The organism is Micrococcus sp. MS-ASIII-49, from assembly GCF_000946635.1.
In the GTDB taxonomy this organism is placed as follows: Bacteria; Actinomycetota; Actinomycetes; order Actinomycetales; family Micrococcaceae; genus Micrococcus; species Micrococcus luteus.
Genome location: NZ_JXSP01000048.1, coordinates 1 through 23,812, shown reverse-complemented (window position 1 = coordinate 23,812; position 23,812 = coordinate 1). Strand labels below are relative to the sequence as shown.

Genomic DNA, 23,812 nt, shown 5'->3' with positions numbered 1-23,812 from the left:
TGTACACCACGCACCAGTGAGGGACAGCCATGAGCCACACCGCGAACACCGCGCACACCGAGCCCACCACCCGTCGCGCCGCCCGCCGCGGCGCCGTCGAGGACGTCGTCGTCACCGAGGACGGCCTGGTGCTCAACGACCCGACCCACCTCGAGCTGCCCGGCCACGGCAACTCGCCCGGCGCGTGGGCCATGGTGGCGCTCGTGCTCGTCGGCTTCGTCGCCGGCTGCGTCGGCCTGCTCGCCGACTGGAGCGTCGTCGTCTGGATCGGCGTGGCCCTGATGGCCGTGGGCGTCGTCGTGGGCATCGTCGCCGGCAAGGCCGGCGCGGGTCGCGGCCAGCACGGTCACTGATCCGCGTGTCCGTCCTCCAGGAGATCATCGACGGCGTCCGTGAGGACCTCGAGCCTCGCCGCCGTGCCCTGCCCGAGGCGCGCCTGTCCGAGCTGGTGGCCGCCGCCCCCGCGCCGCGTGACGCCCACGCGGCCCTGCACGGCGGACGCACCGACCCCGCGGGGATCCGGGTGATCTCCGAGGTGAAGCGGGCGAGCCCCTCCAAGGGGGCGCTCGCCGAGATCCCCGAGCCGGCCACCCTGGCCCGCGCGTACGAGCGCGGCGGCGCCAGTGCCGTCTCCGTGCTCACCGAGGCCCGCCGCTTCGGCGGCAGCCTGGCCGACCTGGACGCCGTGCGTGCCGCCGTCGATCTGCCGGTCCTGCGCAAGGACTTCACCGTCACCGAGTACCAGATCCACGAGGCCCGCGCCCACGGGGCCGACCTGGTCCTGCTGATCGTGGCCGCCCTCGACGACGCCGAGCTGGCCGGCTTCCTGCAGCTCACCGAGTCCCTGGGCATGCACGCCCTCGTGGAGGCCCACACGCCCGAGGAGATCGAGCGCGGCGTCGCCGCCGGCGCCCGCATCCTCGGCGTCAATGTGCGCAACCTCAAGACCCTCGACGTCGACCCGGCCCGCTACGCCGCGCTGGCCGACGGGCTGCCCGAGGACGTCGTCCGGGTCGCCGAGTCGGGCGTCGAGTCCGAGGAGCAGATCAAGGCCTACGCCGCCGCGGGCGCCGACGTCGTGCTCGTGGGCGAGGCCCTCGTGCGCCACGGCGCCCCCGAGGAGGCGCTGCGCGCGTTCCGCGCCGCGTCCCTCACCGTCCGCTGACCGAACCAGACCCGAGGAGCGTGGTCGCCATGAGCGCCGACCGTCCGAGCACCGAGCCCGCGATCGAGTTCGAGGGGCCGTATCAGGGTCAGGCCGGGCCCTACTTCGGCGACTACGGGGGGCAGTGGATGCCCGAGTCCCTCATGGCCGCGCTGCAGGAGCTCACCCGCACCTACGAGGAGGCGCGGCAGGACCCCGCCTTCGAGGCCGAGCTGCGGACCCTGTTCCGGGACTACGTGAACCGGCCCTCCCTGTTGAGCGAGGTGCCGCGGTTCGCCTCGGACACCCCCGGCGTGCGCATCTTCCTCAAGCGCGAGGACCTCAACCACACCGGCTCGCACAAGATCAACAACGTGATCGGCCAGGCGCTGCTCGCCCGTCGCATGGGCAAGACGCGTCTGATCGCGGAGACCGGCGCCGGCCAGCACGGCGTGGCCACGGCGACGGCGGCCGCGCTGTTCGGCATGGAGTGCACCGTGTACATGGGGGAGGAGGACACCCGCCGCCAGGCCCTGAACGTGGCGCGCATGCAGATGCTCGGCGCCGAGGTGGTGCCCGTGGCGATCGGCGCCCGCACCCTGAAGGACGCGATCAACGAGGCCCTGCGGGACTGGGTCGCCTCCGTGGACACCACGCATTACCTGATGGGCACGGTCACGGGCCCGCACCCGTTCCCCGCCATGGTGCGCTACTTCCACTCCGTGATCGGCGAGGAGGCCCGCGAGCAGATCCTGGCGCAGGCCGGCCGCCTGCCGGACGCCGTCGCGGCGTGCGTGGGCGGCGGGTCCAACGCGATGGGCCTGTTCCACGGCTTCCTCGACGACCCTGAGGTGGAGCTCTACGGCTTCGAGGCCGGGGGCGAGGGCCTCGAGACCGGTCGCCACGCCGCGTCCATCACGCTCGGACGCACCGGCGTGCTGCACGGCGCCCGCACGTACCTGATGCAGGACGAGGACGGGCAGACGATCGACTCCCACTCGATCTCCGCCGGCCTGGACTACCCGGCCGTCGGCCCGGAGCACGCCTTCCTGCACGACACGGGCCGCGCCGTCTACGAGCCGGTCTCGGACACCGAGTGCATGGACGCCTTCCTCCGGCTCACGCGCACCGAGGGCATCACGCCCGCCATCGAGTCGGCCCACGCCCTGGCCGGTGCGCTGCGCCTGGCCCGCCGCTGGGCGGACGAGGGCCTCGTGGGGCCGGACGCCCCGGAGGGGGAGGAGCGGATCATCATCGTGAACCTCTCCGGCCGCGGGGACAAGGACGTCGCCACCGCGGCGGCCTGGTTCGGCCTCGGCACGGCCACGGAGGAGAAGGACCCGCTCGAGGAGATGACCCCCGGAGAGGAGCAGTGACCGGCATGACCGTGCACTCCAAGACCGCCGCGGCCCTGGATGCCGCGAAGGCGGCCGGCCGCACCGGCCTCGTCGCCTTCCTGCCGGCCGGCTACCCGTCCGTGGACGAGTGCGTCGAGGCCGTCGTCGCCGCCGCGGAGAACGGCGCCGATGTCATCGAGCTGGGCCTGCCCTACACGGACCCCGTGATGGACGGCCCCGTGATCCAGGCCGCGACCCAGGCCGCCCTGCAGGCGGGTTTCCACGTGGCCGACGTGTTCGACATCATCCGACGGGTGACCCAGCGCACTGACGCCGCGGTGCTGGTGATGACGTACTGGAACCTCGTGGACCGCATGGGCGTCGACGAGTTCGCGCGCCGCCTCGCCGAGGCCGGGGGCGCCGGTCTCGTCACCCCTGACCTCGTGCCCGAGGAGGCCGGCGCCTGGATGGAGGCCTCGGACCGTCACGGCCTGGACCGCGTGTTCCTCACCGCGCCCTCGTCCACGGACGAGCGGGTGCGCCTCACCGTCGACTCCTCCCGCGGCTTCGTGTACGCCGTGTCGGTCATGGGCGTCACCGGCGCCCGCGACGCGGTGTCCACCGTGGCCGAGACCGTGGTCCGCCGGGCTCAGGATGCCGGGGCGGAGCACGTGTGCGTTGGCCTCGGCGTCTCCCGGGCCGCGCACGTCCGCGAGATCGGCGCCTACGCCGACGGCGCGATCGTCGGCACGGCCCTGGTGCGCGCGCTGACGGACGGCGGGCCGCAGGCCGTGGGCACGCTGACCCGCGAGCTCGCCGCCGGCACGGTCCGAGAGGGCTGAGGGTGACCGCCGCCCTGGCCCCGCTCGCCGCCTTCCCCGCCCCCGGGTGGGACGGGTTCCAGCTGGGCCCGGTGAAGATCCACGCGTACGCGCTGTGCATCATCCTGGGCATCGTCCTGGCGCTGTGGCTCGCCGAGCGTCGGTGGCGCGCCCGCGGCGGCCCCGAGGACCGTGTGCTCGACATCGCCCTGTGGGCCATCCCGTTCGGCTTCGTGGGCGGTCGGCTCTACCACGTGTTCTCCTCACCGGACCGGTACTTCGGGCCCGGCTTCGACGGCACGGGCGACCCGATCCAGATCCTGTACGTGTGGAACGGTGGACTGGGCATCTGGGGCGCGATCGCCCTCGGCGCCGTGGGCGCGTGGATCGCGTGCCGCCGCTACGGGCTGCGGCTGACGGCCTTCGGCGACGTCGTCGCGCCGGGCATCCTGCTGGCCCAGGCCATCGGCCGGTGGGGCAACTGGTTCAACCAGGAGCTCTTCGGCGGCCCGACGACCCTGCCCTGGGGGCTCGAGGTCGACCCGGCCAGCCCGAACTTCCCGGCCGGCTACGCCCCGGACACGCTGTTCCACCCCACGTTCCTCTACGAGTGCCTGTGGAACCTGGCCGGGGTCGCGCTGCTGCTCCTCGTGGACCGCGCGCTGCACCTGCGCCACGGCCTCATGCTGTGGTCCTACGTCGCCTGGTACACCGCGGGCCGCACGTGGATCGAGATGCTGCGCATCGACGACGCCGAGATGGTCACGCTCTTCGGCGTCACCCAGCGGCTCAACGTGTGGACGTCCCTGCTGGTGTTCGTCATCGCCCTCGCGTTCATCGTCGGGATCCTGCTGCGCCATCGCGGCGCGGCCGCCGGCCCCCACGCCCACCAGAGCGTGTGGCGCGCCGGGCACGCCCCCGAGGGCGACGACGGCGCCGCCGTCCCCGCGGGCCGCTCCGGGTCCCACGCCGTGGGCGCGGCGGAGGACGACGCCGTCCGGCGCTGACCCGCTCCCCGGCGCGCCCGCGAGGGGCGCCCGGGGCCCCGGTGTCCCACATGGTGGACATTCGGCGTGTCACAGAACGTCCGGTTCCGCACAGTGGGACGTCGCGCCCGGTAGCGTCTCTTCCACCTCGGGGCCGTCGGCCCCGAGCGTCGGGGCCAGCGCCGTCCCCGTCCGAACCCTGCTCTCCGGAAAGGACGGCACCATGCCCGTGGCATCCTCGCCCGCCTCGGCCCCCCGCGCGGGGGGACCGGTGGATCCCTTCGTCCGCTATGCGGACGTCCCCGCCGCCCAGGGCCTCTACGACCCGTCCCGGGAGACCGAGAACTGCGGCCTCGCCGTCATCGCCACCCTGCGGGGCACCCCGGGCCACGACATCGTCCAGCACGCGCTGACCGCCCTGCGCGCGCTCGAGCACCGCGGGGCGGTGGGCGCCGACGAGGGCACCGGCGACGGCGCCGGCCTGCTGACCCAGATCCCCGACGAGCTGTTCCGTGCCGTCGTCGACGCCGAGCTGCCCCCCGTGGGCGAGTACGTCGCCGGCACCGCCTTCCTGCCGCCCGTCGACGGCGAGCGCGCCGAGGCGAAGGAGGCCGTCGAGCGGCTGGCCGAGGAGGAGGGGCTGCAGGTCCTGGCGTGGCGCGAGGTGCCCACCGACCCCTCGGCCCTGGGCGTCGGCTCCCGGGCGGCCATGCCCGCGTTCGAGCAGCTGTTCCTGTCCCTGGCGGACGGTCAGGACGGCACCGAGCCGGGGCAGTCGCTGGACGTGCGGGCGTGGCGGGTGCGCCGCCGCGCCCAGTCCCGCGCCGGCGTCTATTTCCCCTCGCTCTCGTCCCAGACGATCGTCTACAAGGGCATGCTGACGACGGCCCAGCTGGAGCCGTTCTACCCGGACCTCTCGGACGAGCGGTTCACCACCCGGCTGGGCGTGGTCCACTCGCGGTTCTCCACCAACACGTTCCCCTCGTGGCCGCTGGCCCAGCCGTTCCGCACCATCGCGCACAACGGCGAGATCAACACGGTCAAGGGCAACCGCAACTGGATGCGCGCCCGTCAGGGCCAGCTCAAGCACCCGATGCTCGGCGAGGTCCCCGAGGACCTGTTCCCGCTGATCAGCCCCATCGGCTCGGACTCGGCCTCCTTCGACGAGGTCGCGGAGCTGCTCATGCTCTCCGGGCGCCCGCTCACCCAGGCGATCATGATGATTATCCCGGAGGCGTGGGAGAACCACGCGACCATGGACCCGGCCCGCCGCGCCTTCTACCAGTACCACTCCATGCTCATGGAGCCCTGGGACGGACCGGCCGCCGTCGCCTTCTCCGACGGCACCCAGGTGGGCGCCGTGCTGGACCGCAACGGCCTGCGCCCCGCCCGCTGGTGGGTCACCGACGACGGCCTCGTCGTCCTGGCCTCCGAGGTCGGCGTCGTGCCGATCGAGCCCTCGGCGGTGGTGCGCAAGGGGCGCGTGGCCCCGGGGCGCATGTTCCTCGTGGACACCGAGCAGGGCCGGATCATCGGCGACGACGAGATCAAGGCCGAGGTCGCCTCCGCCCAGCCGTGGGAGGACTGGGTGCGCCAGAACCTCCTGGACCTGGAGTCGCTCCCCGAGCGCGAGCACGTCCGCCACACCTCCGAGTCGATCCTGCAGCGTCAGCGCATCTTCGGGTACACCTCGGAGGAGCTGCGCATCCTCGTCGGGCCGATGGCCCAGACGGGCGCCGAGCCGCTCGGTGCGATGGGCACGGACACGCCCATCGCCGTCCTCGCCAAGCGGCCCCGGCTGCTCTTCGACTACTTCGTGCAGTCCTTCGCCCAGGTGACGAACCCGCCGCTCGACGCGATCCGCGAGGAGCAGGTGACCTCGATGCGCACCGCGATCGGCCCGCAGGGCAACGTGCTCTCCCTCGAGCAGGTGCGCACCCGCCAGGTCGACGTCCCGTTCCCCGTGATCGACAACGACCAGCTGGCCCGCATCCAGCACCTGCGCGACGCCGACGGCACCCGCCTGACCCTCAAGGTGAACGGCGTGTACCGGGTGGCCGGAGGCGTCGAGGAGCTCCGCGCCCAGCTGAAGGCGATCTGCGAGCAGGTCTCGGCCGCCGTCAACCGCGGCGTGGAGTACGTGGTGCTGTCCGACCGCGGCGCCACCGCCCAGTGGGCGCCGATCCCGTCCCTGCTGCTGACCTCCGCCGTGCACCACCACCTGCTGGCCTCGGCCAACCGCACCAAGAGCTCGCTGATCGTCGAGGCGGGCGACGTGCGCGAGGTCCACCATGTGGCCGTCCTGCTCGGCTACGGGGCCTCCGCGGTCAACCCGTACCTGGCCATGGAGTCCGCCGAGGAGCTCGTGCGCACGGGGGAGGTCTCGGGCGTCACCGCCGAGCAGGCCGTGGCGAACCTGATCAAGGCGCTCGGCAAGGGCGTCCAGAAGATCATGTCCAAAATGGGCATCTCCACGGTCGCCTCCTACACCGGCGCCCAGACGTTCGAGGCGCTCGGCCTGTCCCGGCGCTTCGTGGACCGCTACTTCGTGGGCACCACGAGCCCGCTCGACGGCGTGGGCATCGACGTCGTCGCCGCCGAGATCCAGGCGCGCCACGAGTTCGCGTATCCGCCGGACGGCAACGACATCAACCCGTACCGCGAGCTCGAGGTGGGCGGCGAGTACCAGTGGCGGCGCGAGGGCGCGCCGCACCTGTTCAACCCCGAGACCGTGTTCCGCCTCCAGCACTCCACGCGGGAGCGGCGCTACGACGTCTTCAAGGACTACACGCGTCGCGTGGACGACCAGGCGGAGGAGCTCATGACCCTGCGCGGGCTCATGCGCCTGCGCACGGGCGAGCGGCCGCCGGTGCCCGTCTCCGAGGTGGAGCCCGTCGAGTCGATCGTGCGCCGCTTCTCCACCGGCGCGATGTCCTACGGCTCCATCTCGCAGGAGGCGCACGAGACCCTCGCGATCGCCATGAACCGCCTCGGCGCCCGCTCGAACTCGGGCGAGGGCGGCGAGGACCCCGAGCGCCTGCTGGACCCGGAGCGCCGCTCGAAGATCAAGCAGATCGCCTCGGGCCGGTTCGGCGTCACCAGCCTGTACCTGGCCACCGCGACCGACCTGCAGATCAAGATGGCCCAGGGCGCCAAACCCGGCGAGGGCGGCCAGCTGATGGGGACCAAGGTGTACCCGTGGGTCGCCCGCACGCGGCACTCGACCCCGGGCGTCTCCCTGGTGTCGCCGCCGCCGCACCACGACATCTACTCGATCGAGGACCTGGCGCAGCTGATCCACGACCTCAAGCGGGCCAACCCGACCGCGCGGGTCCACGTCAAGCTCGTCTCCGAGTCCGGCGTGGGCACGGTGGCCGCGGGCGTCGCCAAGGCGCGCGCCGACGTCGTGCTCATCTCCGGCCACGACGGCGGAACGGGCGCCTCCCCGCTGAACTCCCTCAAGCACGCGGGCACCCCGTGGGAGATCGGCCTGGCCGAGGCGCAGCAGACGCTCATGCTCAACGGCCTGCGCGAGCGCGTCACCGTCCAGGTGGACGGGCAGCTCAAGACCGGCCGGGACGTCGTGATCGCCGCACTGCTCGGGGCCGAGGAGTTCGGCTTCGCGACCGCCCCGCTCGTGGTCTCCGGCTGCATCATGATGCGCGTGTGCCACCTGGACACGTGCCCCGTGGGCGTGGCCACCCAGAACCCCGAGCTGCGCGCGCGCTTCACGGGCAAGCCCGAGTTCGTCGTCAACTTCTTCGAGTTCATCGCGCAGGAGGTCCGCGAGCTGCTCTCGCAGCTGGGCTTCCGCACGCTCGACGAGGCGATCGGCCACCGCGAGCTGCTCGACGTGGACGCGGCCCTGCACCACTGGAAGTCCGAGGGCCTGGACCTCTCGGGCATCCTCGCGGACCCCTCCGTCGGCCGGCGTCCGGGCCACGAGGACGCGCCCATGCGCCGCACCACCGAGCAGGACCACGACCTCGCCTCCCACATCGACCACCGGTTCATCGCCCGGCTGGGGGACACGCTCACGACGGGCACGCCCGTCGTGATGGACGAGGCCGTCGTGAACACGGACCGGTCCGTGGGCACGCTGCTGGGCTACCACGTCACGAGCACGCGGCTCGCCGACGAGCTGGACGACGACACGATCACCGTGCGCCTGACGGGCGAGGCCGGCCAGTCCCTCGGCGCCTTCCTGCCCGCCGGCGTCACCCTGCGGCTCTCGGGCGACGCCAACGACTACGTCGGCAAGGGCCTGTCGGGGGGACGCGTGATCGTCCGCCCCGACGCCGAGGCCCCGTTCGTGGCCGAGGAGAACACCGTGGCCGGCAACGTGATCGGCTACGGCGCCACCTCGGGCCAGCTGTTCCTGCGCGGCCGCGTGGGGGAGCGGTTCCTCGTGCGCAACTCCGGCGCCACCGCGGTGGCCGAGGGCATCGGCGACCACGGCCTGGAGTACATGACCGGCGGTGAGGCGCTGATCCTCGGCGAGACCGGCCGCAACCTCGCCGCCGGCATGTCCGGCGGGCGGGCCTGGGTGCTGGACCTGGACCGGGAGGACCTGAACCCACTCGCCGTCCGCGAGGACGCCCTGATCCTCGAGGCGCCGTCCGCGCAGGACCGGCTGCGGATCGCCGAGCTGCTGGAGCTGCACCGCGCGGAGACGGGCTCCGCCGTCGCCGCCGCGCTGCTCGCCGACCTGCGGGCCGGCGGGGACGCCGCCGACGCCGCGTGGGACCGCTTCACGACCGTCCTGCCCCGGCAGTACGACCTCGTGCTGCGCACCCGTCAGGCCGCGACGGCCGAGGGACTCGACCCGGACGGGGAGGCCGTCTGGGACCGACTGCTGGAGGTGACCCGTGGCTGATCCGCGCGGATTCCTGAAGAACCGGGAGCGCGTCGAGCGCCCCACGCGTCCGGTGCCGGTGCGCATCATGGACTTCAAGGACGTGTACGTCCGCCAGGACGAGGCGATCGTGCGCACCCAGGCCGGCCGGTGCATGGACTGCGGCATCCCGTTCTGCCACTCCGGGTGCCCGCTGGGCAACCTCATCCCGGAGTGGAACGACCTGGTCCGGCGGGGACGCTGGGACGAGGCCGCCGCGCGACTGCACTCGACCAACAACTTCCCCGAGGTCACCGGGCGGATCTGCCCCGCCCCGTGCGAGGACTCCTGCACCCTGGGCATCAACCAGCCCGCGGTCACCATCAAGCAGACCGAGGTGGCGATCGCGGAGCAGATCTTCGACAACGACTGGCTCGAGCCGGTCGTGCCGGCCCGCCTGAACGGCCACACCGTGGCCGTCGTCGGCTCGGGCCCGGCGGGACTGGCCGCGGCGCAGCAGCTCACCCGCGCCGGCTTCACCGTGGTGGTCTACGAGCGCGACGAGCGCCTCGGCGGCCTGCTGCGGCTGGGCATCCCGGACTTCAAGCTGGAGAAGGACGTCCTGGACCGGCGCCTGGCGCAGATGGAGGCCGAGGGCACCCGGTTCCGCACCGGCGTGGAGATCGGCGTCGACCTGCCCTGGGACCAGCTCAAGGCCCGCTTCGACGCCGTGATCGTGGCGACCGGCGCCCCCGTGGCCCGCGAGCTGCCCGTCCCCGGCCGCGGCCTCGACGGGATCCACCTCGCCATGGACTACCTCGTGCAGTCCAACCGCGCGGTCGCCGGCGACGAGGTCCCGGACCAGATCTCCGCCGAGGGGCGCCACGTGGTGATCCTCGGCGGCGGCGACACTGGCGCGGACTGCATCGGCACCGCGCACCGCCAGGGGGCGGCGTCCGTGACGACGCTGGCGATCGGCCAGCAGCTGCCGGTCGAGCGCCCCGTCCACCAGCCGTGGCCCACGATCCCCAAGGTCCACCAGCAGACCACGGCCGACGCCGAGGGCGGCGCCCGCGCGCACCTTGCCTCCACGGTCGAGTTCCTCGGCGACGAGCACGGCCGCGTGCGCGCCCTGCGCGTGGCGGAGACCGAGTACCGCGAGGACGGCACGCGCGGGCCCAAGGCGGGCACCGAGCGCGAGGTCCAGGCGGACCTGGTGCTGCTGGCGCTGGGCTTCACCGGCATCGAGGAGGGGCTGCTCACGCAGCAGCTCGGCGTGCACGTGACACGCGGGCTCGTGGCCCGGAAGGACGGGTACGAGACCGACGAGCCGGGCGTGTTCGCGTGCGGCGACGCCGGGCGCGGCGCCTCCCTGGTGGTCTGGGCCATCGCCGAGGGGCGTGCGTGCGCGCAGGAGGTCGACGAGTCGCTCGAGCGCTGGTCCCGACTGCCGCACCCCGTGGACCCGGACGACCGCGGCCTCGTCCTCGGCTGAGTCCTCCGTCTCATCTTCCGACGCCACGCGGGCCCGCCCTCCACCGAGGGCGGGCCCGCCCCCTATCGTGGGTCGCATGCGACACGCCAAGATCATCGCCACCTTCGGGCCCGCCACCGACTCCGACGAGACCACCCGCTCGATCATCCGGGCGGGGGCGGACGTGGTCCGCCTCAACATGAGCCACGGGGACCACGAGGTGCACGCGGCCTCCTTCGAGCGGGTGCGCCGGCTCAGCGTGGAGGAGCGGCGCCCGGTCGCGATCTTCGCGGACCTCCAGGGCCCCAAGATCCGCCTCGGCCGCTTCACCGACGGCCCGCATCTGCTCGAGAGGGGCGATCGGATCACCATCACCACCCGGGACGTGCCCGGGACCCGCGAGCTGGTCGGCACCACCCACAAGGGGCTGCCCGGGGACGTCGCCCCCGGTGACGTGCTCCTGGTGGACGACGGCAAGGTGCGCCTGCGCGCCGTCGAGGTCACGGACACGGACGTGCTGGCCGAGGTCGAGGTGCCGGGCATGGTCTCGGACAACAAGGGGATCAACCTGCCCGGCGTGGCGGTGAACGTGCCCGCCCTGTCCGAGAAGGACGAGCGGGACCTGCGCTGGGCGCTGCGCACCGGCGTGGACATGGTGGCGCTGTCCTTCGTGCGGGACGCCGCGGACGTGGACCGGGTGCACGAGATCATGGACGAGGAGGAGCGCCGGGTCCCGGTCATCGCCAAGATCGAGAAGCCCCAGGCGGTGGAGAACCTCGAGGCCATCGTGGACGCGTTCGACGCCATCATGGTGGCCCGCGGCGACCTCGGTGTGGAGCTGCCGCTCGAGGACGTGCCCGTGGTGCAGAAGCGTGCGGTGGACCTCGCCCGCCGGTGGGCGAAGCCGGTCATCGTGGCCACCCAGGTGCTCGAGTCGATGATCGACAGCCCGCGCCCGACGCGCGCCGAGGCCTCGGACTGCGCCAACGCCGTGCTCGACGGCGCGGACGCCGTCATGCTCTCGGGCGAGACCTCAGTGGGCGCGTATCCAGTCGAGACGGTCCAGACGATGGCCCGGATCATCGAGTCCACCGAGACCCACGGCCTCGAACTCATCCACCCGCTCGGCTCGCGTCCCCGCACGCGCGGCGGCGCGATCACCCGAGCCGCCGTCGAGGTCGCGAACCAGCTCGAGATCCCGTTCCTCGCCACGTTCACCGAGTCCGGCGACTCGGCCCGTCGGCTCAGCCGCCTGCGGCCGCGTCAGCCGATCTACGCGTTCACCCACCACGAGCACACGCACAACATCCTGTGCCTGACGTGGGGCGTCTACCCGAAGATGGTCCCGTTCCAGGACTCCACGGACAAGATGACCCTCCAGGTCGAGCAGTCGCTCACGTCGGAGGGCATCGCCGAGCACGGCGACCTCGTGGTGATCGCCGCCGGGTCCCCTCCCGGGGCCGTGGGCTCCACGAACACGCTGCGTGTGCACCGCGTGGGCGACGACGCCGCGGGCGGCTCGTCCGCCGCCTCGCCGCAGACGCGCGAGCCGGTCGGCTTCTGGCCGGCCCGCTCCCCGCTCTGACGAGCGCGCGGGCGCCGCTCAGCCGACCTGGTCGATGACGGCCTGCGCGACCTCCCGCATGGTCAGGCGCCGGTCCATGGAGGTCTTCTGGATCCAGCGGAAGGACTCGGCCTCGGTCAGGCGCATCCGCTCCTGGAGCAGCGCCTTGGCCCGGTCCACGATCTTGCGGGTCTCCAGGCGGTCGCCCAGGTCCCGCACCTCGGCCTCGAGGCTGCGCAGCTCGTCGAAGCGGGCCACGGCCAGTTCGATGGCGGGGACCAGGTCGGCCTCGGTGAAGGGCTTGACCACGTAGGCCATGGCCCCGGCGGTCCGGGCGCGCTCCACCAGCTCGCGCTGGCTGAAGGCGGTCAGCATGACCACGGGGGCGAGCCGTTCCCCGGCGATCTCGCCCGCAGCCGCGATGCCGTCCATCACGGGCATCTTCACGTCCATCACCACGATGTCCGGGCGGTGCTCGCGCACGGCCTCGACGGCGGCGCGGCCGTCGCCGGCCTCGGCGACCACCCGGTAGCCCGCCCCGGTGAGCACCTCCACCAGGTCGAGGCGGATGAGGGTCTCGTCCTCGGCGACGACGGCCCGCAGACCGGTCTCCTCGGGAGGCGTCAGCGTGGACACGGCAGCTCCTTCGCGCGGGCCGGGACGGCGTCGGTGCGGCGCCGCTGGTGGTCCACCAGGCTACCGTGCGCGATGAGTGCGGCGCGGGCGCGGCGGCGGTGACCCCCCGCCGGAAGGCCGGGGACGCCGGGTCGGGGCGCTGATAGGGTGATCGAGTCCCGCCTCCGGGCGGCACTGCCCGAATGGTGGAATCGGTAGACACGCCGCACTCAAAATGCGGTGCCGAGAGGCGTGTGGGTTCGAGTCCCACTTCGGGCACCGTCGGCGCGCGGCCACCCGCCGTGGGCGCCGTGTCCGTGACCGATCGACCCGAGCTGAGTGGTGTCCTGTGCTCCTGACCAGTCTCCTGCTGACCCTCCTCTCGGTGGTGGCGGCCGTCCCGGCCTCCCGGGCGCTGGGCAGGGATGCGGGCTGGGTCCTGGCCGCACCCCTGCTGGCCGCGGCCGGCGTGCTGATCGCGGCGTGGACGGGCGACGTCCGGACGGAGCACCATCCGTGGATCCCCGCGGTCGGGGTGGACCTCGACCTCCGGCTGAACGGCCTGGCCCTGGTGTTCGCCATGATCGTCCTCGTCATCGGCGCCGCGATCCTCGCCTACTCCAGCCGGTACCTCAGTCGGGACCGCACGGAGAGCCGACCCGGCTCCTTCTACCTGCTGATGACCGCGTTCGCGGCGTCGATGCTGCTGCTGGTGCTCGCCGACAACATCGTGGTCCTCTTCGTCGCGTGGGAGTTCACCTCCTTCACCTCCTTCTTCCTCATCGGGCGCTCGGGGGACCATGCCCGCGACCCCGCGATCCGGACCCTGCTCGTGACCGTGGGCGGCGGCCTCGCGCTGCTGGCCGCCGTCGCCCTCATGGCCGTGCGGACCGGCACTGCCTCGCTGTCCGGGGTGTTGGCCTCGGACGTGTGGTCCGAGGCGGGCTTCACCACCACGGTCGCCGTCCTGCTGGCGGTGGCCGCGTTCACCAAGTCCGCCCAGTTCCCGTTCCAGGCGTGGCTGCCGGACTCCATGGTGGCCATCTCCCCGGTCTCCGCCTACCTGCACGCCGCGGCGATGGTCAAGGCCGGCATCTTCCTGCTGCTGGTGTTCAGCCCGGTCCTGGCCGGGAACCCGGTGTGGTCCGCGCTGTTGATCGGTTCGGGCCTCATTACGGCCCTGCTGGGCGCCGTCTCCGCGATCCGTCGCCACGACCTCAAGGGTCTGCTGGCCTACTCCACGATGAGCCAGTTGGGCCTGCTGGTGACCGCCATCGGCATCGGCACCCCCGTCGCGCTTACCGCGGCGATCGTGCACACCGTGGCGCACGCGCTGTTCAAGTCGGCGCTGTTCATGCTGATCGGCGTGGTCGACCACGAGGCCGGCACCCGCGACCTGCGAGAGCTCGCGGCCCGCCACGTGCGCATGCCGGTCACCGGCACGGCGATCGCCGTCGCCGCCCTGTCGATGGCGGGCATCCCGCCGCTGTTCGGCTTCATCTCCAAGGAGGGCCTGGTCGAGGCCGCTCTCGGGACCCCCGGTCCCGCATGGCTCCCCGTCCTCGTCACCGCCGGCATCGCCCTGACCTCCGTGTTCACCGTGGCCTACTCCGGCCGTCTCGTGCTCGGCGCCCTGGGCCTCTGGGGTCCAAGCCCGGACGGGGCCGCCCATTCGTGGCCGACCGGCCGGGAGGACGAGGTCCACGAGGCTCCTGCCACCTTCTGGGGCGTGCCCGTGCTGGCCGCGGCCGCGGGCGTGGCCCTGGGCCTGCTGCCCGGTGTGCTGGACACCCCCGTCTCCTACGCGGCCGAGGCCGCCTCCGGCGCGGAGGTGCACGCGCACCTGGCGCTGTGGCACGGCGTGAACACGGCCCTGCTCGTCTCCGCCGCCATCATCGTGCTCGGTCTGCTGCTGGTGGCCTTGCGCCGCCCGGTGGAGCGCGTGGCCTCCCACGCCGCCCTGCCGTTCTCCGCCCTGGATGCGGTGGACGAGGTTCGGCACCGGCTGATCGGCGTCGGCGCGGTCGTCTCGCGCGCCTCCGGCACCCTGGCTCCCCGCCCCCACCTCCTCATCCCCGCCCTGGTCCTGGGGCTCCTCGCCGTGGCCGGTGTCGCCACGATCGAGGATTTGCCCGCCGTCGTCGGCCAGCCCTCGCGCTGGCACGACTGGGTGCTGGTCGTCCTGGTGGGTGCCGGCGTGATCGCCACCATCCGCGCCAAGACGCGCATCGCCGCCATGGTGGTGGTCGGCGTCGTAGGGTTCGGCATGACCCTGTGGTTCCTCACCCTCGGCGCCGTGGACGTGGCCCTGACCCAGCTGATGGTCGAGGTGCTCACGGTGTGCGTCATGGTGCTGCTGCTGCGCCGCCTGCCCGCCCGCTTCAGCGACGAGCCGACCCCGCGCAGGATGCAGGCGGTCCTCGCCGCCTCCGTCGCCGGCGTCGCCGCGACCCTGGGCGTGCTCGCGTTCACCGGCCGCTCCAGCATGTCGGAGATCGCCCACTTCTACCTGACCCAGAGCTATGCCCAGGCTGGGGGGACCAACGTGGTGAACGTGATCCTCGTGGACTTCCGCGCCGTGGACACGTGGGGCGAGATGACCGTGCTCGGGGCGACGGCGCTGACCATCGCGGCCCTGTTGCTCAACCGTCGGCCGACGCCTCCACAGCCCTCCGCCGTGGACATGCGCTCCCCACTCGCCCACGTGCGCGAGAACCTCGTCCACATCCGGGTGTTCGGCCGTGTCTTCGGCGTGCTGATCATCCTGCTGTCCGCGTTCCTGCTGCTGCGCGGGCACTACGAGCCCGGCGGCGGCTTCATCGCCGCACTGGTCGCCGGTGCCGGCTACGCCCTGCTCTACCTGGCCGCCGACTCGGACACGGCCCCGGAGTTGCGGTGGCCGTACCTGGCCTTCATCGGCTCGGGCATCGCCGTCGGCACCGCGACGGGGATCGTCGGTTACCTCACCGGCAAGGGCTTCCTCGGAGCCGCGGGAGTGAAGGTCCTGGACTACGGGCTCTCCACCACGCTCGCGTTCGACATGGGCGTGTACCTGGCCGTGATCGGCCTGATCGTGGCCGCGTTCTCCCTGCTCGGCCCCGAGCGGCCGGGTGAGGACCCGCTCCGCGCCTCGAGCCGTGACCCCGGCGTCGCGCCGGCGGCCCCGTCCTCCGATCCCTCGGCCCCGACCACCACGACTGCACGAGAGGAGGTCACCCGATGACCGTCGCCCTTACCGTGGGACTTCTGACCTTCGGCGCGTTCTACCTGTTCTCCAAGCGCGAGCTGCTGCGCGTGATCCTCGGCATGGTCCTGCTGGGCCACGCCGCCAACCTGGCCATCATCGCCGCGGGCGGCACCGACCGCCGCGGGCTGCCCTTCGCGGGGACCTCAGACGTCGAGGTGCAGGCCGATGCCCTGCCGCAGGCCTTCGTCCTGACCGCTATCGTGATCGCCTTCGCGATCACCGTGCTGCTGCTCGCGCTGGCCGTCACCGGGCGCGCGGACGACGCGGTGGCCTCGCCGGGGGAGACCCGCGACTCCCTGGAGCAGGCCGCCGCCGACGCACGCTTCCCGCGCGAGGAGCGGCACGCCGCGGCCGGCCGGATCGCGCAGCACTACGCCGGCCAGGGCCCGGAGGTGCGTCGATGAGCGCCGTCCCGCTGGGCCAGCTGCTGCCCCTCTTCGCCGCCGTCCCGCTGCTGTCCGCCGGTCTGCTCGTGCTGGCGGGGGAGCGTCCCCGCCTCCACCGGGCAGTCCTGTTCGCGGTGCTCGGACTCGTCACCACCGGCGGGCTGGCCCTGGGCGTCCACGCCCTCGACGGGTCCGTGCTCGCCACCTCGCTGGGCGGCTGGCCCGGGGGCATCGGGATCGGCTTCGCAGCGGACATGCTGTCCGCCCTGATGCTCGTGCTCACGAGCGCCCTCACGATCGTGGGCGCGGCGTTCGCCTACGGCTCCCGCGTCGCTAACTCCCAGTTCTTCGCCCCGCTGCTCCTGATCCTCATCGGCGGAGTCAACGGCGCCCTGCTGACGGCGGACCTGTTCAACCTGTTCGTGTTCATCGAGGTCATGTTGGTGCCCAGCTACGGCCTCTACGTCCTCTCCGCCAACCGCCGTGAGCCCCTGCGCCGAGTGGACGGGGCGCGGCTGTACGTCACCCTCAACCTGCTAACCTCCACGATCCTCCTGGTCGGCGTCGGCTTCGTCTACGGGCTGACCGGCTCGGTGAACCTCGCGATGCTCGCCGGGTCCGCCGCGGCGGACCCACGCATCGCGATCGCCGCGGGCATGGTGCTGTTCGCACTGTCCATCAAGGCCTCGGTGGCCCCGCTGCACGGCTGGCTGGCCTGGGCGTACTCCTCGACCTCCCCGGCGGTGACGGCCCTCTTCGCCGCCCTGCACACCAAGGTCGCCGTGTACGGGCTCTACCGGATCTACTCCGTCATGTACGACGGCGATGCGCGTCTGCTGCCGCTCATCCTGGTCCTGTCCCTCGCCACCCTCGTGGTGGGTGCGCTCGCCTCGGTCGGTGAGCACGGTGTGCGCGCCGTGTTGTCGTGGCAGATGGTGAGCGGCATCGGCGGCATCCTCGTCGGACTCGGGCTCTCCACGCGCCTGGGTCTCGCGGCGGGCCTGTTCTACCTCGTGCACCACATGGTGGCGATGGGCTGCCTCCTGATGGCGGCCGGCGCGATCGAGGTGCGCTACGGCACCGGCCGTCTCGCGGACCTGCAGGGCCTGGCCCGGCGCGAGCCGCTGATCGCCGTCGCCTTCTTCGTGGGCCTGCTCTCCCTGGTCGGCATCCCGCCCTTCTCCGGGTTCGTGGGCAAGCTCATGCTCATCAGCGCCGGCCTGGACGCCGGCCGCGGTGTCACCGCTGCGCTGGTGCTGGGCGCCTCCCTGGTGAGCCTGTGGGCTCTGCTGCGGGTGTGGGACGCCTGGTTCTGGGGCGCTCCGACGGCCCCACACGGGCACCGCGAGCGCCTGGCCACCGCGGCCATGCCCATCGTGGGCCGGGCGGGCTCCGTGCCGTCGCCCTCCGGCCGCGGCTCGAGCACCGACCACGAGCGCACCGAGTCGTGGGCCTCGCAGGAAACCCTCGATCCGCCCACGGGCGTGCTGCCGGTGACCGTGGATCCGGACGAGGACGTCACGCGCTCCCGCATCCCAGGCCGGCTGGCCGCCCCCGCCGTCGTCCTAGCTATGGCCACCCTCGCCCTCGGGCTCGGCGGTCAGGCCCTGTGGACCGTCACCGACCTCGCGGCTCAGGGCCTGATGGACCCCAGCAGGTACATCGAGGCGGTGCTCAACCCATGAGCACCGCACTCCCGCAGCCTCCGGAAGGAGACGCCCCCATGCACACCGTCGCCCCCGCCGACGGGACCGTCGACCTGGCGCCCGGCACGGCCTCCGCCGTGTCCTGGCCTTGGCGGTGGCTCGTGTTCTGGTGCTGGTACGCGTGGGCCCTGGTGACCTCTTCGAAGGCGGTCATCAAGGACCTCGTCACCCCCGGCGTCCAGGCGCGCTCGGGCATCGCCCGCGTGCGCAGCAACTGCCGCACGGACGCCGAGGTCACCCTGCTCTCGGCGCTGATCACCCTGACGCCCGGCACGTTGACGCTGGGCACCCGGCGTGCCGGCGCCGTCGGTGACGAGGACGGTGACCCGGACGCGCGGCGCCTGCTCTACGTGCACGGCCTGTACGCTGACGACGCCGACGCCCTGCGCGCGGAGATCCACGACATGGAGGCGCGCATGCTCCACGCGATGCGGAAGACGGGGGTGGCATGATGCCCTTCGCCTACGACTGGTCCCTGGTGGGGATCGACCTGGCCATCGCGCTGCTGACCGTGTCGGCGCTCGTGTCCGCGTACAGGATCGTGGTGGGCCCGCTCGACGCGGACCGCGCGGTCTCGGGCGACCTGCTCACGTTCAGCGTGCTCGGGATGCTCGTGCTGTTCGGCGTCCGGGCGGACAACCCGTGGACGTTCGACTTGGTCCTGATCGCCGCGGTCGTGGCCTTCCTGTCCGGCATGTCCCTGGCCCGCGCGCTCACGCGCGGCAAGCGTTGAGGAGGTCGCACCCGTGGACGTCGTCCTGACCGCCGCCGGCTCCGTGCTCGTGGTGATCGGAGCCCTTGCGTTCGTCACCGCGGGACTCGGTCTGATCCGGTTCCCCGACCCCTACACCCGCGTCTCCGCCGTGGGCACCGCCGGCGGCGTCGGGATGATCCTGATCGTGGTGGGCGCCCTGCTACTGGCCCCGGGGGTGGCCGCGTTCGTGAAGGTGGCCCTGATCGTGGTGCTGCAGCTGGGCTCGGCCTCGGTGGCCACCATGGCCCTGGGCCGCTCGGCCTACCTCACTGGGGTGCCCATGAATCCGGGGCACTACGACGAGCTCGCCGAGGATACCCCCGGCCGCGAGGGTGGCCGAGCGGCCCCGCGCCTTCCGGACATGGACTGAGGCACGGGCCGGCCCGCCCGGGCGGCGTGCCTCAGCGCGCGTCGAGGAGCATGTTCGTCATGCGCACGGTCGAGAGCCGCCGGCCCTGCTCGTCCGTCATCACCACCTCATGGGTGACGAGGGTGCCGCCCAGGTGGACGGCGGTCGCGGTGCCGGTCACGAGGCCCGAGCGGACGGCCCGGTGGTGCGTGGCGCTGATCTCGACCCCGACGACGTTGCGGTCCGGCCCGGCGTGGATCTTCGCGGCCATCGAGCCCAGGGACTCGGCGAGGACGAGGTGGGCGCCGCCGTGCAGCAGCCCGACGGGCTGCTCGTTGCCTGCCACGGGCAGGGTGGCGACGGCGCGCTCGGCCGTGAGCTCGAGGAAGCGCAGGCCCATCTTCTGGGCCAGGGGGCTGATCGCCGCGCCGCCGAGCGCGGCGACGAGCTCGGGCGTCAGACCGGCCTCGGCGCAGGCCGCCGCCAGCTCGGCGGGGCTCAGCTCGGGGGTGACGCCGGGGCGGTACACGCGGTCGGAGGCGGCGGGGGTGGTCGCGGTGTGCTCACTCATGAGCACTAGGCTGGCACACGCGACCGGTGCGCCCCGCGCCGCGCGCCGAGAGGAGACGTGAGCACCCATGGCGGCAGATCCGACCCCAGAGGCCCCACAGCGGCTGCTGGTCCTGGACGGGCACTCGATGGCGTTCCGCGCGTTCTACGCGCTGCCCGCCGAGAACTTCGCCACGGACACGGGCCAGCACACGAACGCCGTGTACGGCTTCACCGCCATGCTCCTGACCATGATCCGGCAGCAGCGGCCCACGCACGTGGCCGTGGCGTTCGACCTCTCCGGGCCCACGTTCCGCTCCGAGGAGTACGGGGAGTACAAGGCGGGCCGCTCCGAGACGCCCGCGGAGTTCGCGGGCCAGATCGAGCTGACCGTGAAGGTCATGGAGGCCCTGGGCATCCCCACGCTCACGCTGGAGGGCTACGAGGCCGACGACATCGTGGCCACGCTGTCCGCGCGCGCCGAGGAGGCGGGGTGGGAGGCCGTCGTCGTCTCCGGTGACAGGGACGCGTTCCAGCTCATCTCCGAGCGCACCACCGTGCTCTACCCCAAGAAGGGCGTCTCCGACATCCCGCCGATGGACGCGGACGCCGTCATGGCCAAGTACGGGGTCGCCCCCGCCCAGTACCCCGAGCTCGCGGCCCTCGTCGGCGAGGCCGCGGACAACCTGCCCGGCGTCCCCGGCGTCGGTCCCGGGTTCGCCGCGAAATGGCTGAAGCAGTACGGGGACCTCGACGGCGTGCTCGCACACGCGCACGAGATCACGGGCAAGAAGGGGGAGGCGCTGCGCGAGCATCTCGAGGACGTGCGCCGCAACCGCCGCCTCAACGCCCTCGTGCGCGACCTCGACCTGCCGATCGGGCTCGAGGCGATGCGGCTCGAGATGCCCGAGCGCGAGCCCGTGGAGGAGCTGTTCGACGCGCTGCAGTTCAACCGCATCCGGGAGCGCGTGTTCGAGGTGTTCGGCGAGCGGGTGGGCGAGGACGCGCCGCCCCCCGAGGTCGAGGCCGCCCCGGAGTTCACCGAGGCGACGACGGCCGAGGACGTGCGATCCTTCCTCGCCGCCGAGGCCGGCAACCTGCTCGGCGTCCACGTGGACGTCGAGGGCCCGGCCCTGCTGCCCCGCCGCAAGGTGCCCGTGCCCGGCACGTTCGGCACGCCCGTCGGCGTCGCGCTGGTGGGCGAGCACGCGGGCCTGCACGTCACCCTCGACGGCGACGCCCCGGACCCGGCGCTGGTGGCCGCCGTGCGCGAGGCCCTGGGCGAGGGCGGACTGGCCAAGGCCGTGCACGACCTCAAGCGCACGCTCAAGGCGCTGGCCGCGCCCACCGAGGGCGACGGGCTCGGCCCGGACGCGGCCCTGGACGGCGTGGTGGACGACGTGCTGCTCTCGGCCTACCTGATCCAGCCGGACCGGCGGGACACCTCGCTCGAGGCGCTGGCGGAGGCGCATCTGCACACCCCCCTCACCGCCCCGCGCGAGCCCGCGCAGCAGCGGGCGCAGGGGACGTTCGACCTCGACGGCGGGCAGGCCGCCGCCGAACGCGCGGACCGCGCCGCGGACGCCGTGCGGGCCGCCTGGGTGGTGCGCCGTCTCTCCACCCAGTTCACGCCCCAGGTGCTCGACCGCGGGGCCCAGCGGCTGCTGCAAGAGCTCGAGATCCCGCTCTCGCGGCTGCTCGCCCGGATGGAGCTGACCGGCATCGCCGTCGACGTCGACGCCCTGACCGGCCTGCGCGAGGACTTCACCGACGCCGCCGACGCCGCCAAGGAGTCCGCGTGGGCGTCCGTCGCGGAGGAGACCGGCGGGATGCAGGTCAACCTCGGCTCGCCCAAGCAGCTGCAGGAGGTGCTGTTCGAGCGGCTCAACATGCCGCGCACGCGCAAGACGAAGACCGGCTACTCCACGGACGTGGACTCGCTGCAGGACCTGCTCGAGCAGACCCGGCACCCGTTCCTCGAGAACCTGATGGCCCACCGTGACGCCACGAAGCTCCGGCAGACCGTGGAGGGGCTGCTCGAGACCGTCGCCCCGGACGGCCGCATCCACACCACCTACTCGCAGACCGCCGCCGCCACGGGCCGGCTGTCTTCGCTGCACCCGAACCTCCAGAACATCCCGGTGCGCACCGAGGCGGGCCGCCGCATCCGTGAGGTGTTCGTGGCGGACGAGGTGGCCGGCGAGCAGGCCGTGCTGCTCTCGGCCGACTACTCCCAGATCGAGATGCGCATCATGGCGCACCTGTCCGAGGACGAGGGGCTGATCCAGGCCTTCCGCGAGGGCGAGGACCTGCACTCGTTCGTCGGCTCGCAGGTGTTCGGCGTGGACCCGGACGACGTCACCGCCGAGCAGCGCGCCAAGGTGAAGGCGATGAGCTACGGCCTGGCCTACGGGCTGTCCTCCTTCGGGCTGTCCAAGCAGCTGAAGATCTCGGTGGACGAGGCGCGCGGCCTCATGAAGGGCTACTTCGACCGCTTCGGCGGCGTGCGCGACTACCTGCGCGACGTCGTCGCGCAGGCCCGACAGGACGGGTACACCTCGACGATCGAGGGGCGCCGCCGCTACCTCCCGGACCTCAGCTCGGACAACCGTCAGCTGCGGGACATGGCCGAGCGCGCCGCGCTCAACGCCCCCATCCAGGGCTCGGCCGCGGACATCATCAAGCGCGCGATGCTCGACGTGCAGGCCGGCCTCGAGGAGCACGGGCTGGCCTCGCGCCTGCTGCTGCAGGTCCACGACGAGCTCATCCTCGAGGTCCCGGCTGCCGAGCTCGACAAGGCCACGGCGCTCCTGAAGGAGCGGATGGGCCGGGCCGCCGAGCTCTCCGTGCCGCTCGACGTGCACGTCGGCCAGGGAAGGAGCTGGCATGACGCCGCACACTGACGCGCCGGAGGGTCCGTCGCTGCGGCGGCTGGCCGACGCCGCCGAGGACCGGCTCGGCGAGCACGGCCTCGCGCTGCGCGACCTCGGGGTCCTCGGCCCCGAGGACCCCGCCGCATCGCACTTCGCGGCCGCGGTCGAACGGGGCTTCTACGAGACGGTGCCCACGGGCGCCGCGCTCCGCCAGCAGCTCGAGGCCCACGCGGCCGACGGACGGCGCCGGCTCGGCGTCTACGCGCCGGGGGACGACCCGGCGGCCCGCCGCCCCGCCGCCACCTTCGAGGACTTCGTGCAGCCGCTGACCACGTGGCCCGGCCGCACCGTCGACGCCTGGCTGATCACCGACGTGACCGTCTCGCCGGACGCCCGCCGGCGCGGCGTGCTGCGGGCCATGATGCTCAGGTCCCTCGCGGACGCCCGCGACGCCGGCCTGTGCGCGGCCGCCCTGACCGCGACCGAGGCCGCCATCTACGGCCGCTTCGGCTTCGGGGCCGCCACCCGGTGGCACGCCGTGCGGATCGACGTCTCGGGCGCCCCCGCGTTCACGGGCGCCCCGGCCGGCGGGCGGGTCACGGTCGAGGAGCCGCGGGAGATCCCCGGCCTCGTGGACGAGCTGTACGGGCGGGTGCTGCCGGCCACCCCGGGCTCGGTCCAGCGGACCTCGTTCAGCGTGCCTAGCTGGGAGGACCGCGAGGCGAGTCGGAACGAGGGGCGCGGCTCGGGGCTGTACGCGGCGGTCCACCGCGACGACGACGGGCGGGTCCAGGGCGTCGCGCTGTATCGGTTCGAGGGCTGGGAGAAGGAGCCGCCCACGATCACCGTCACCGCGTTCCTCGCGGCGACCGCCGACGCGCGGCGCGGGCTCGTCCACCACCTGGCCCGGCTGGACCTGGTCGAGCGGATCGAGTGGGGCCGCGCACCCGAGCCCGGTTGGCTCGAGGCGCTCTTCGTCGACGAGCGGCGGGTGAGCCGGCACCGCGGCTCCGACGACCTGTACCTGCGGGTCCTGAACCTGCCCGCCGCCATGGCGGCCCGTGGCTGGGCGGGCGACGGGGAGGTCGTCGTCGCCGTCGAGGACGCGCTCGGCGCGATCGACGGGACGTGGCGGCTCACCGTCCGCCAGGGGCGCGGCGCCGCCGAGCGGCT

Annotated in this window: 18 protein-coding genes and 1 tRNA gene; 17 read left to right on the top strand and 2 right to left on the bottom strand. The window is 73.1% G+C overall.

The genetic code is table 11. The features are described from left to right. The first annotated feature begins 29 nt into the window (after positions 1–29). From SJ20_RS03585 to pyk, 8 genes are all read left to right on the top strand, one after another. Complete coding sequence (locus tag SJ20_RS03585; protein WP_036338645.1) at positions 30–353, top strand: HGxxPAAW family protein; 324 nt, start codon at positions 30–32, stop codon at positions 351–353. 5 nt (positions 354–358) lie between these two features. Further along, positions 359–1,165, top strand: coding sequence for an indole-3-glycerol phosphate synthase TrpC (gene trpC, locus SJ20_RS03580; RefSeq protein ID WP_036338642.1), 807 nt, complete (start codon positions 359–361; stop codon positions 1,163–1,165). A gap of 29 nt (positions 1,166–1,194) precedes the next feature. Further along, positions 1,195–2,520, top strand: a complete 1,326-nt coding sequence (gene trpB, locus SJ20_RS03575) for a tryptophan synthase subunit beta (protein ID WP_036338639.1) — start codon at positions 1,195–1,197, stop codon at positions 2,518–2,520. Continuing rightward, positions 2,517–3,323: a tryptophan synthase subunit alpha gene (trpA, locus tag SJ20_RS03570; protein WP_036338636.1), complete on the top strand. Its 807-nt coding sequence runs from the start codon at positions 2,517–2,519 to the stop codon at positions 3,321–3,323. The genes trpB and trpA overlap by 4 nt, the downstream gene beginning before the upstream one ends. A 2-nt stretch (positions 3,324–3,325) precedes the next feature. Further along, positions 3,326–4,309, top strand: a complete 984-nt coding sequence (lgt, locus tag SJ20_RS03565; RefSeq protein ID WP_044658967.1) for a prolipoprotein diacylglyceryl transferase — start codon at positions 3,326–3,328, stop codon at positions 4,307–4,309. A gap of 202 nt (positions 4,310–4,511) precedes the next feature. Then, entirely contained in the window at positions 4,512–9,164 is a 4,653-nt protein-coding gene (gene gltB, locus SJ20_RS03560) for a glutamate synthase large subunit (RefSeq protein ID WP_036338633.1), read from the top strand. Then, positions 9,157–10,617 carry a glutamate synthase subunit beta gene (locus SJ20_RS03555; protein ID WP_010078754.1) on the top strand — a complete coding sequence of 487 codons (1,461 nt, stop codon included), beginning with the start codon at positions 9,157–9,159 and terminating at the stop codon, positions 10,615–10,617. The genes gltB and SJ20_RS03555 overlap by 8 nt, the downstream gene beginning before the upstream one ends. A gap of 76 nt (positions 10,618–10,693) precedes the next feature. Further along, on the top strand, positions 10,694–12,181 hold the full coding sequence (gene pyk, locus SJ20_RS03550) for a pyruvate kinase (RefSeq protein ID WP_036338629.1): 1,488 nt from the start codon (positions 10,694–10,696) through the stop codon (positions 12,179–12,181). An 18-nt stretch (positions 12,182–12,199) separates the two neighbouring features. Here the strand turns inward: pyk and SJ20_RS03545 are convergent, their stop codons facing one another. Beyond that, positions 12,200–12,796: an ANTAR domain-containing response regulator gene (locus tag SJ20_RS03545; protein WP_010078752.1), complete on the bottom strand. Its 597-nt coding sequence runs from the start codon at positions 12,794–12,796 to the stop codon at positions 12,200–12,202. A gap of 176 nt (positions 12,797–12,972) precedes the next feature. Between SJ20_RS03545 and SJ20_RS03540 the strand changes: the two genes are divergently transcribed. The 7 genes from SJ20_RS03540 (at position 12,973) to SJ20_RS03510 (ending at position 19,238) form a co-directional block, all read left to right on the top strand. Continuing rightward, positions 12,973–13,054, top strand: a tRNA-Leu gene (locus tag SJ20_RS03540). Positions 13,055–13,124: 70 nt separating this feature from the next. Then, on the top strand, positions 13,125–15,998 hold the full coding sequence (locus SJ20_RS03535; RefSeq protein WP_044658966.1) for a DUF4040 family protein: 2,874 nt from the start codon (positions 13,125–13,127) through the stop codon (positions 15,996–15,998). Next, a complete protein-coding gene (locus tag SJ20_RS03530) occupies positions 15,995–16,426 on the top strand; it encodes a cation:proton antiporter subunit C (protein ID WP_010078750.1) in 432 nt (143 codons plus the stop codon). Before SJ20_RS03535 ends, SJ20_RS03530 begins: the two co-directional genes overlap by 4 nt. Continuing rightward, positions 16,423–18,093, top strand: coding sequence for a monovalent cation/H+ antiporter subunit D family protein (locus SJ20_RS03525; protein WP_044658965.1), 1,671 nt, complete (start codon positions 16,423–16,425; stop codon positions 18,091–18,093). The genes SJ20_RS03530 and SJ20_RS03525 overlap by 4 nt, the downstream gene beginning before the upstream one ends. 38 nt (positions 18,094–18,131) lie before the next feature. After that, positions 18,132–18,566 (top strand): Na+/H+ antiporter subunit E, encoded by a 435-nt coding sequence (locus SJ20_RS03520; protein ID WP_010078748.1) that lies wholly within the window; start codon positions 18,132–18,134, stop codon positions 18,564–18,566. Next, the gene (locus SJ20_RS03515; RefSeq protein ID WP_010078747.1) at positions 18,563–18,847 is read left to right on the top strand and encodes a monovalent cation/H+ antiporter complex subunit F; all 285 of its coding nucleotides are present in this window, start codon (positions 18,563–18,565) and stop codon (positions 18,845–18,847) included. The genes SJ20_RS03520 and SJ20_RS03515 overlap by 4 nt, the downstream gene beginning before the upstream one ends. A gap of 13 nt (positions 18,848–18,860) precedes the next feature. Beyond that, positions 18,861–19,238: a monovalent cation/H(+) antiporter subunit G gene (locus SJ20_RS03510; protein ID WP_010078746.1), complete on the top strand. Its 378-nt coding sequence runs from the start codon at positions 18,861–18,863 to the stop codon at positions 19,236–19,238. 31 nt (positions 19,239–19,269) lie between these two features. On the opposite strand, the gene SJ20_RS03505 is transcribed toward SJ20_RS03510, so the two are convergent. Then, positions 19,270–19,788 (bottom strand): PaaI family thioesterase, encoded by a 519-nt coding sequence (locus SJ20_RS03505; protein WP_010078745.1) that lies wholly within the window; start codon positions 19,786–19,788, stop codon positions 19,270–19,272. A 67-nt stretch (positions 19,789–19,855) separates the two neighbouring features. On the opposite strand from SJ20_RS03505, the gene polA reads away from it, so the two are divergent. After that, the gene (polA, locus tag SJ20_RS03500; protein WP_044658964.1) at positions 19,856–22,669 is read left to right on the top strand and encodes a DNA polymerase I; all 2,814 of its coding nucleotides are present in this window, start codon (positions 19,856–19,858) and stop codon (positions 22,667–22,669) included. Next, positions 22,653–23,812 (top strand): GNAT family N-acetyltransferase (locus SJ20_RS03495; RefSeq protein WP_044658963.1); only part of this gene is annotated, 1,160 nt, incomplete at its 3' end. The genes polA and SJ20_RS03495, both read left to right, overlap by 17 nt.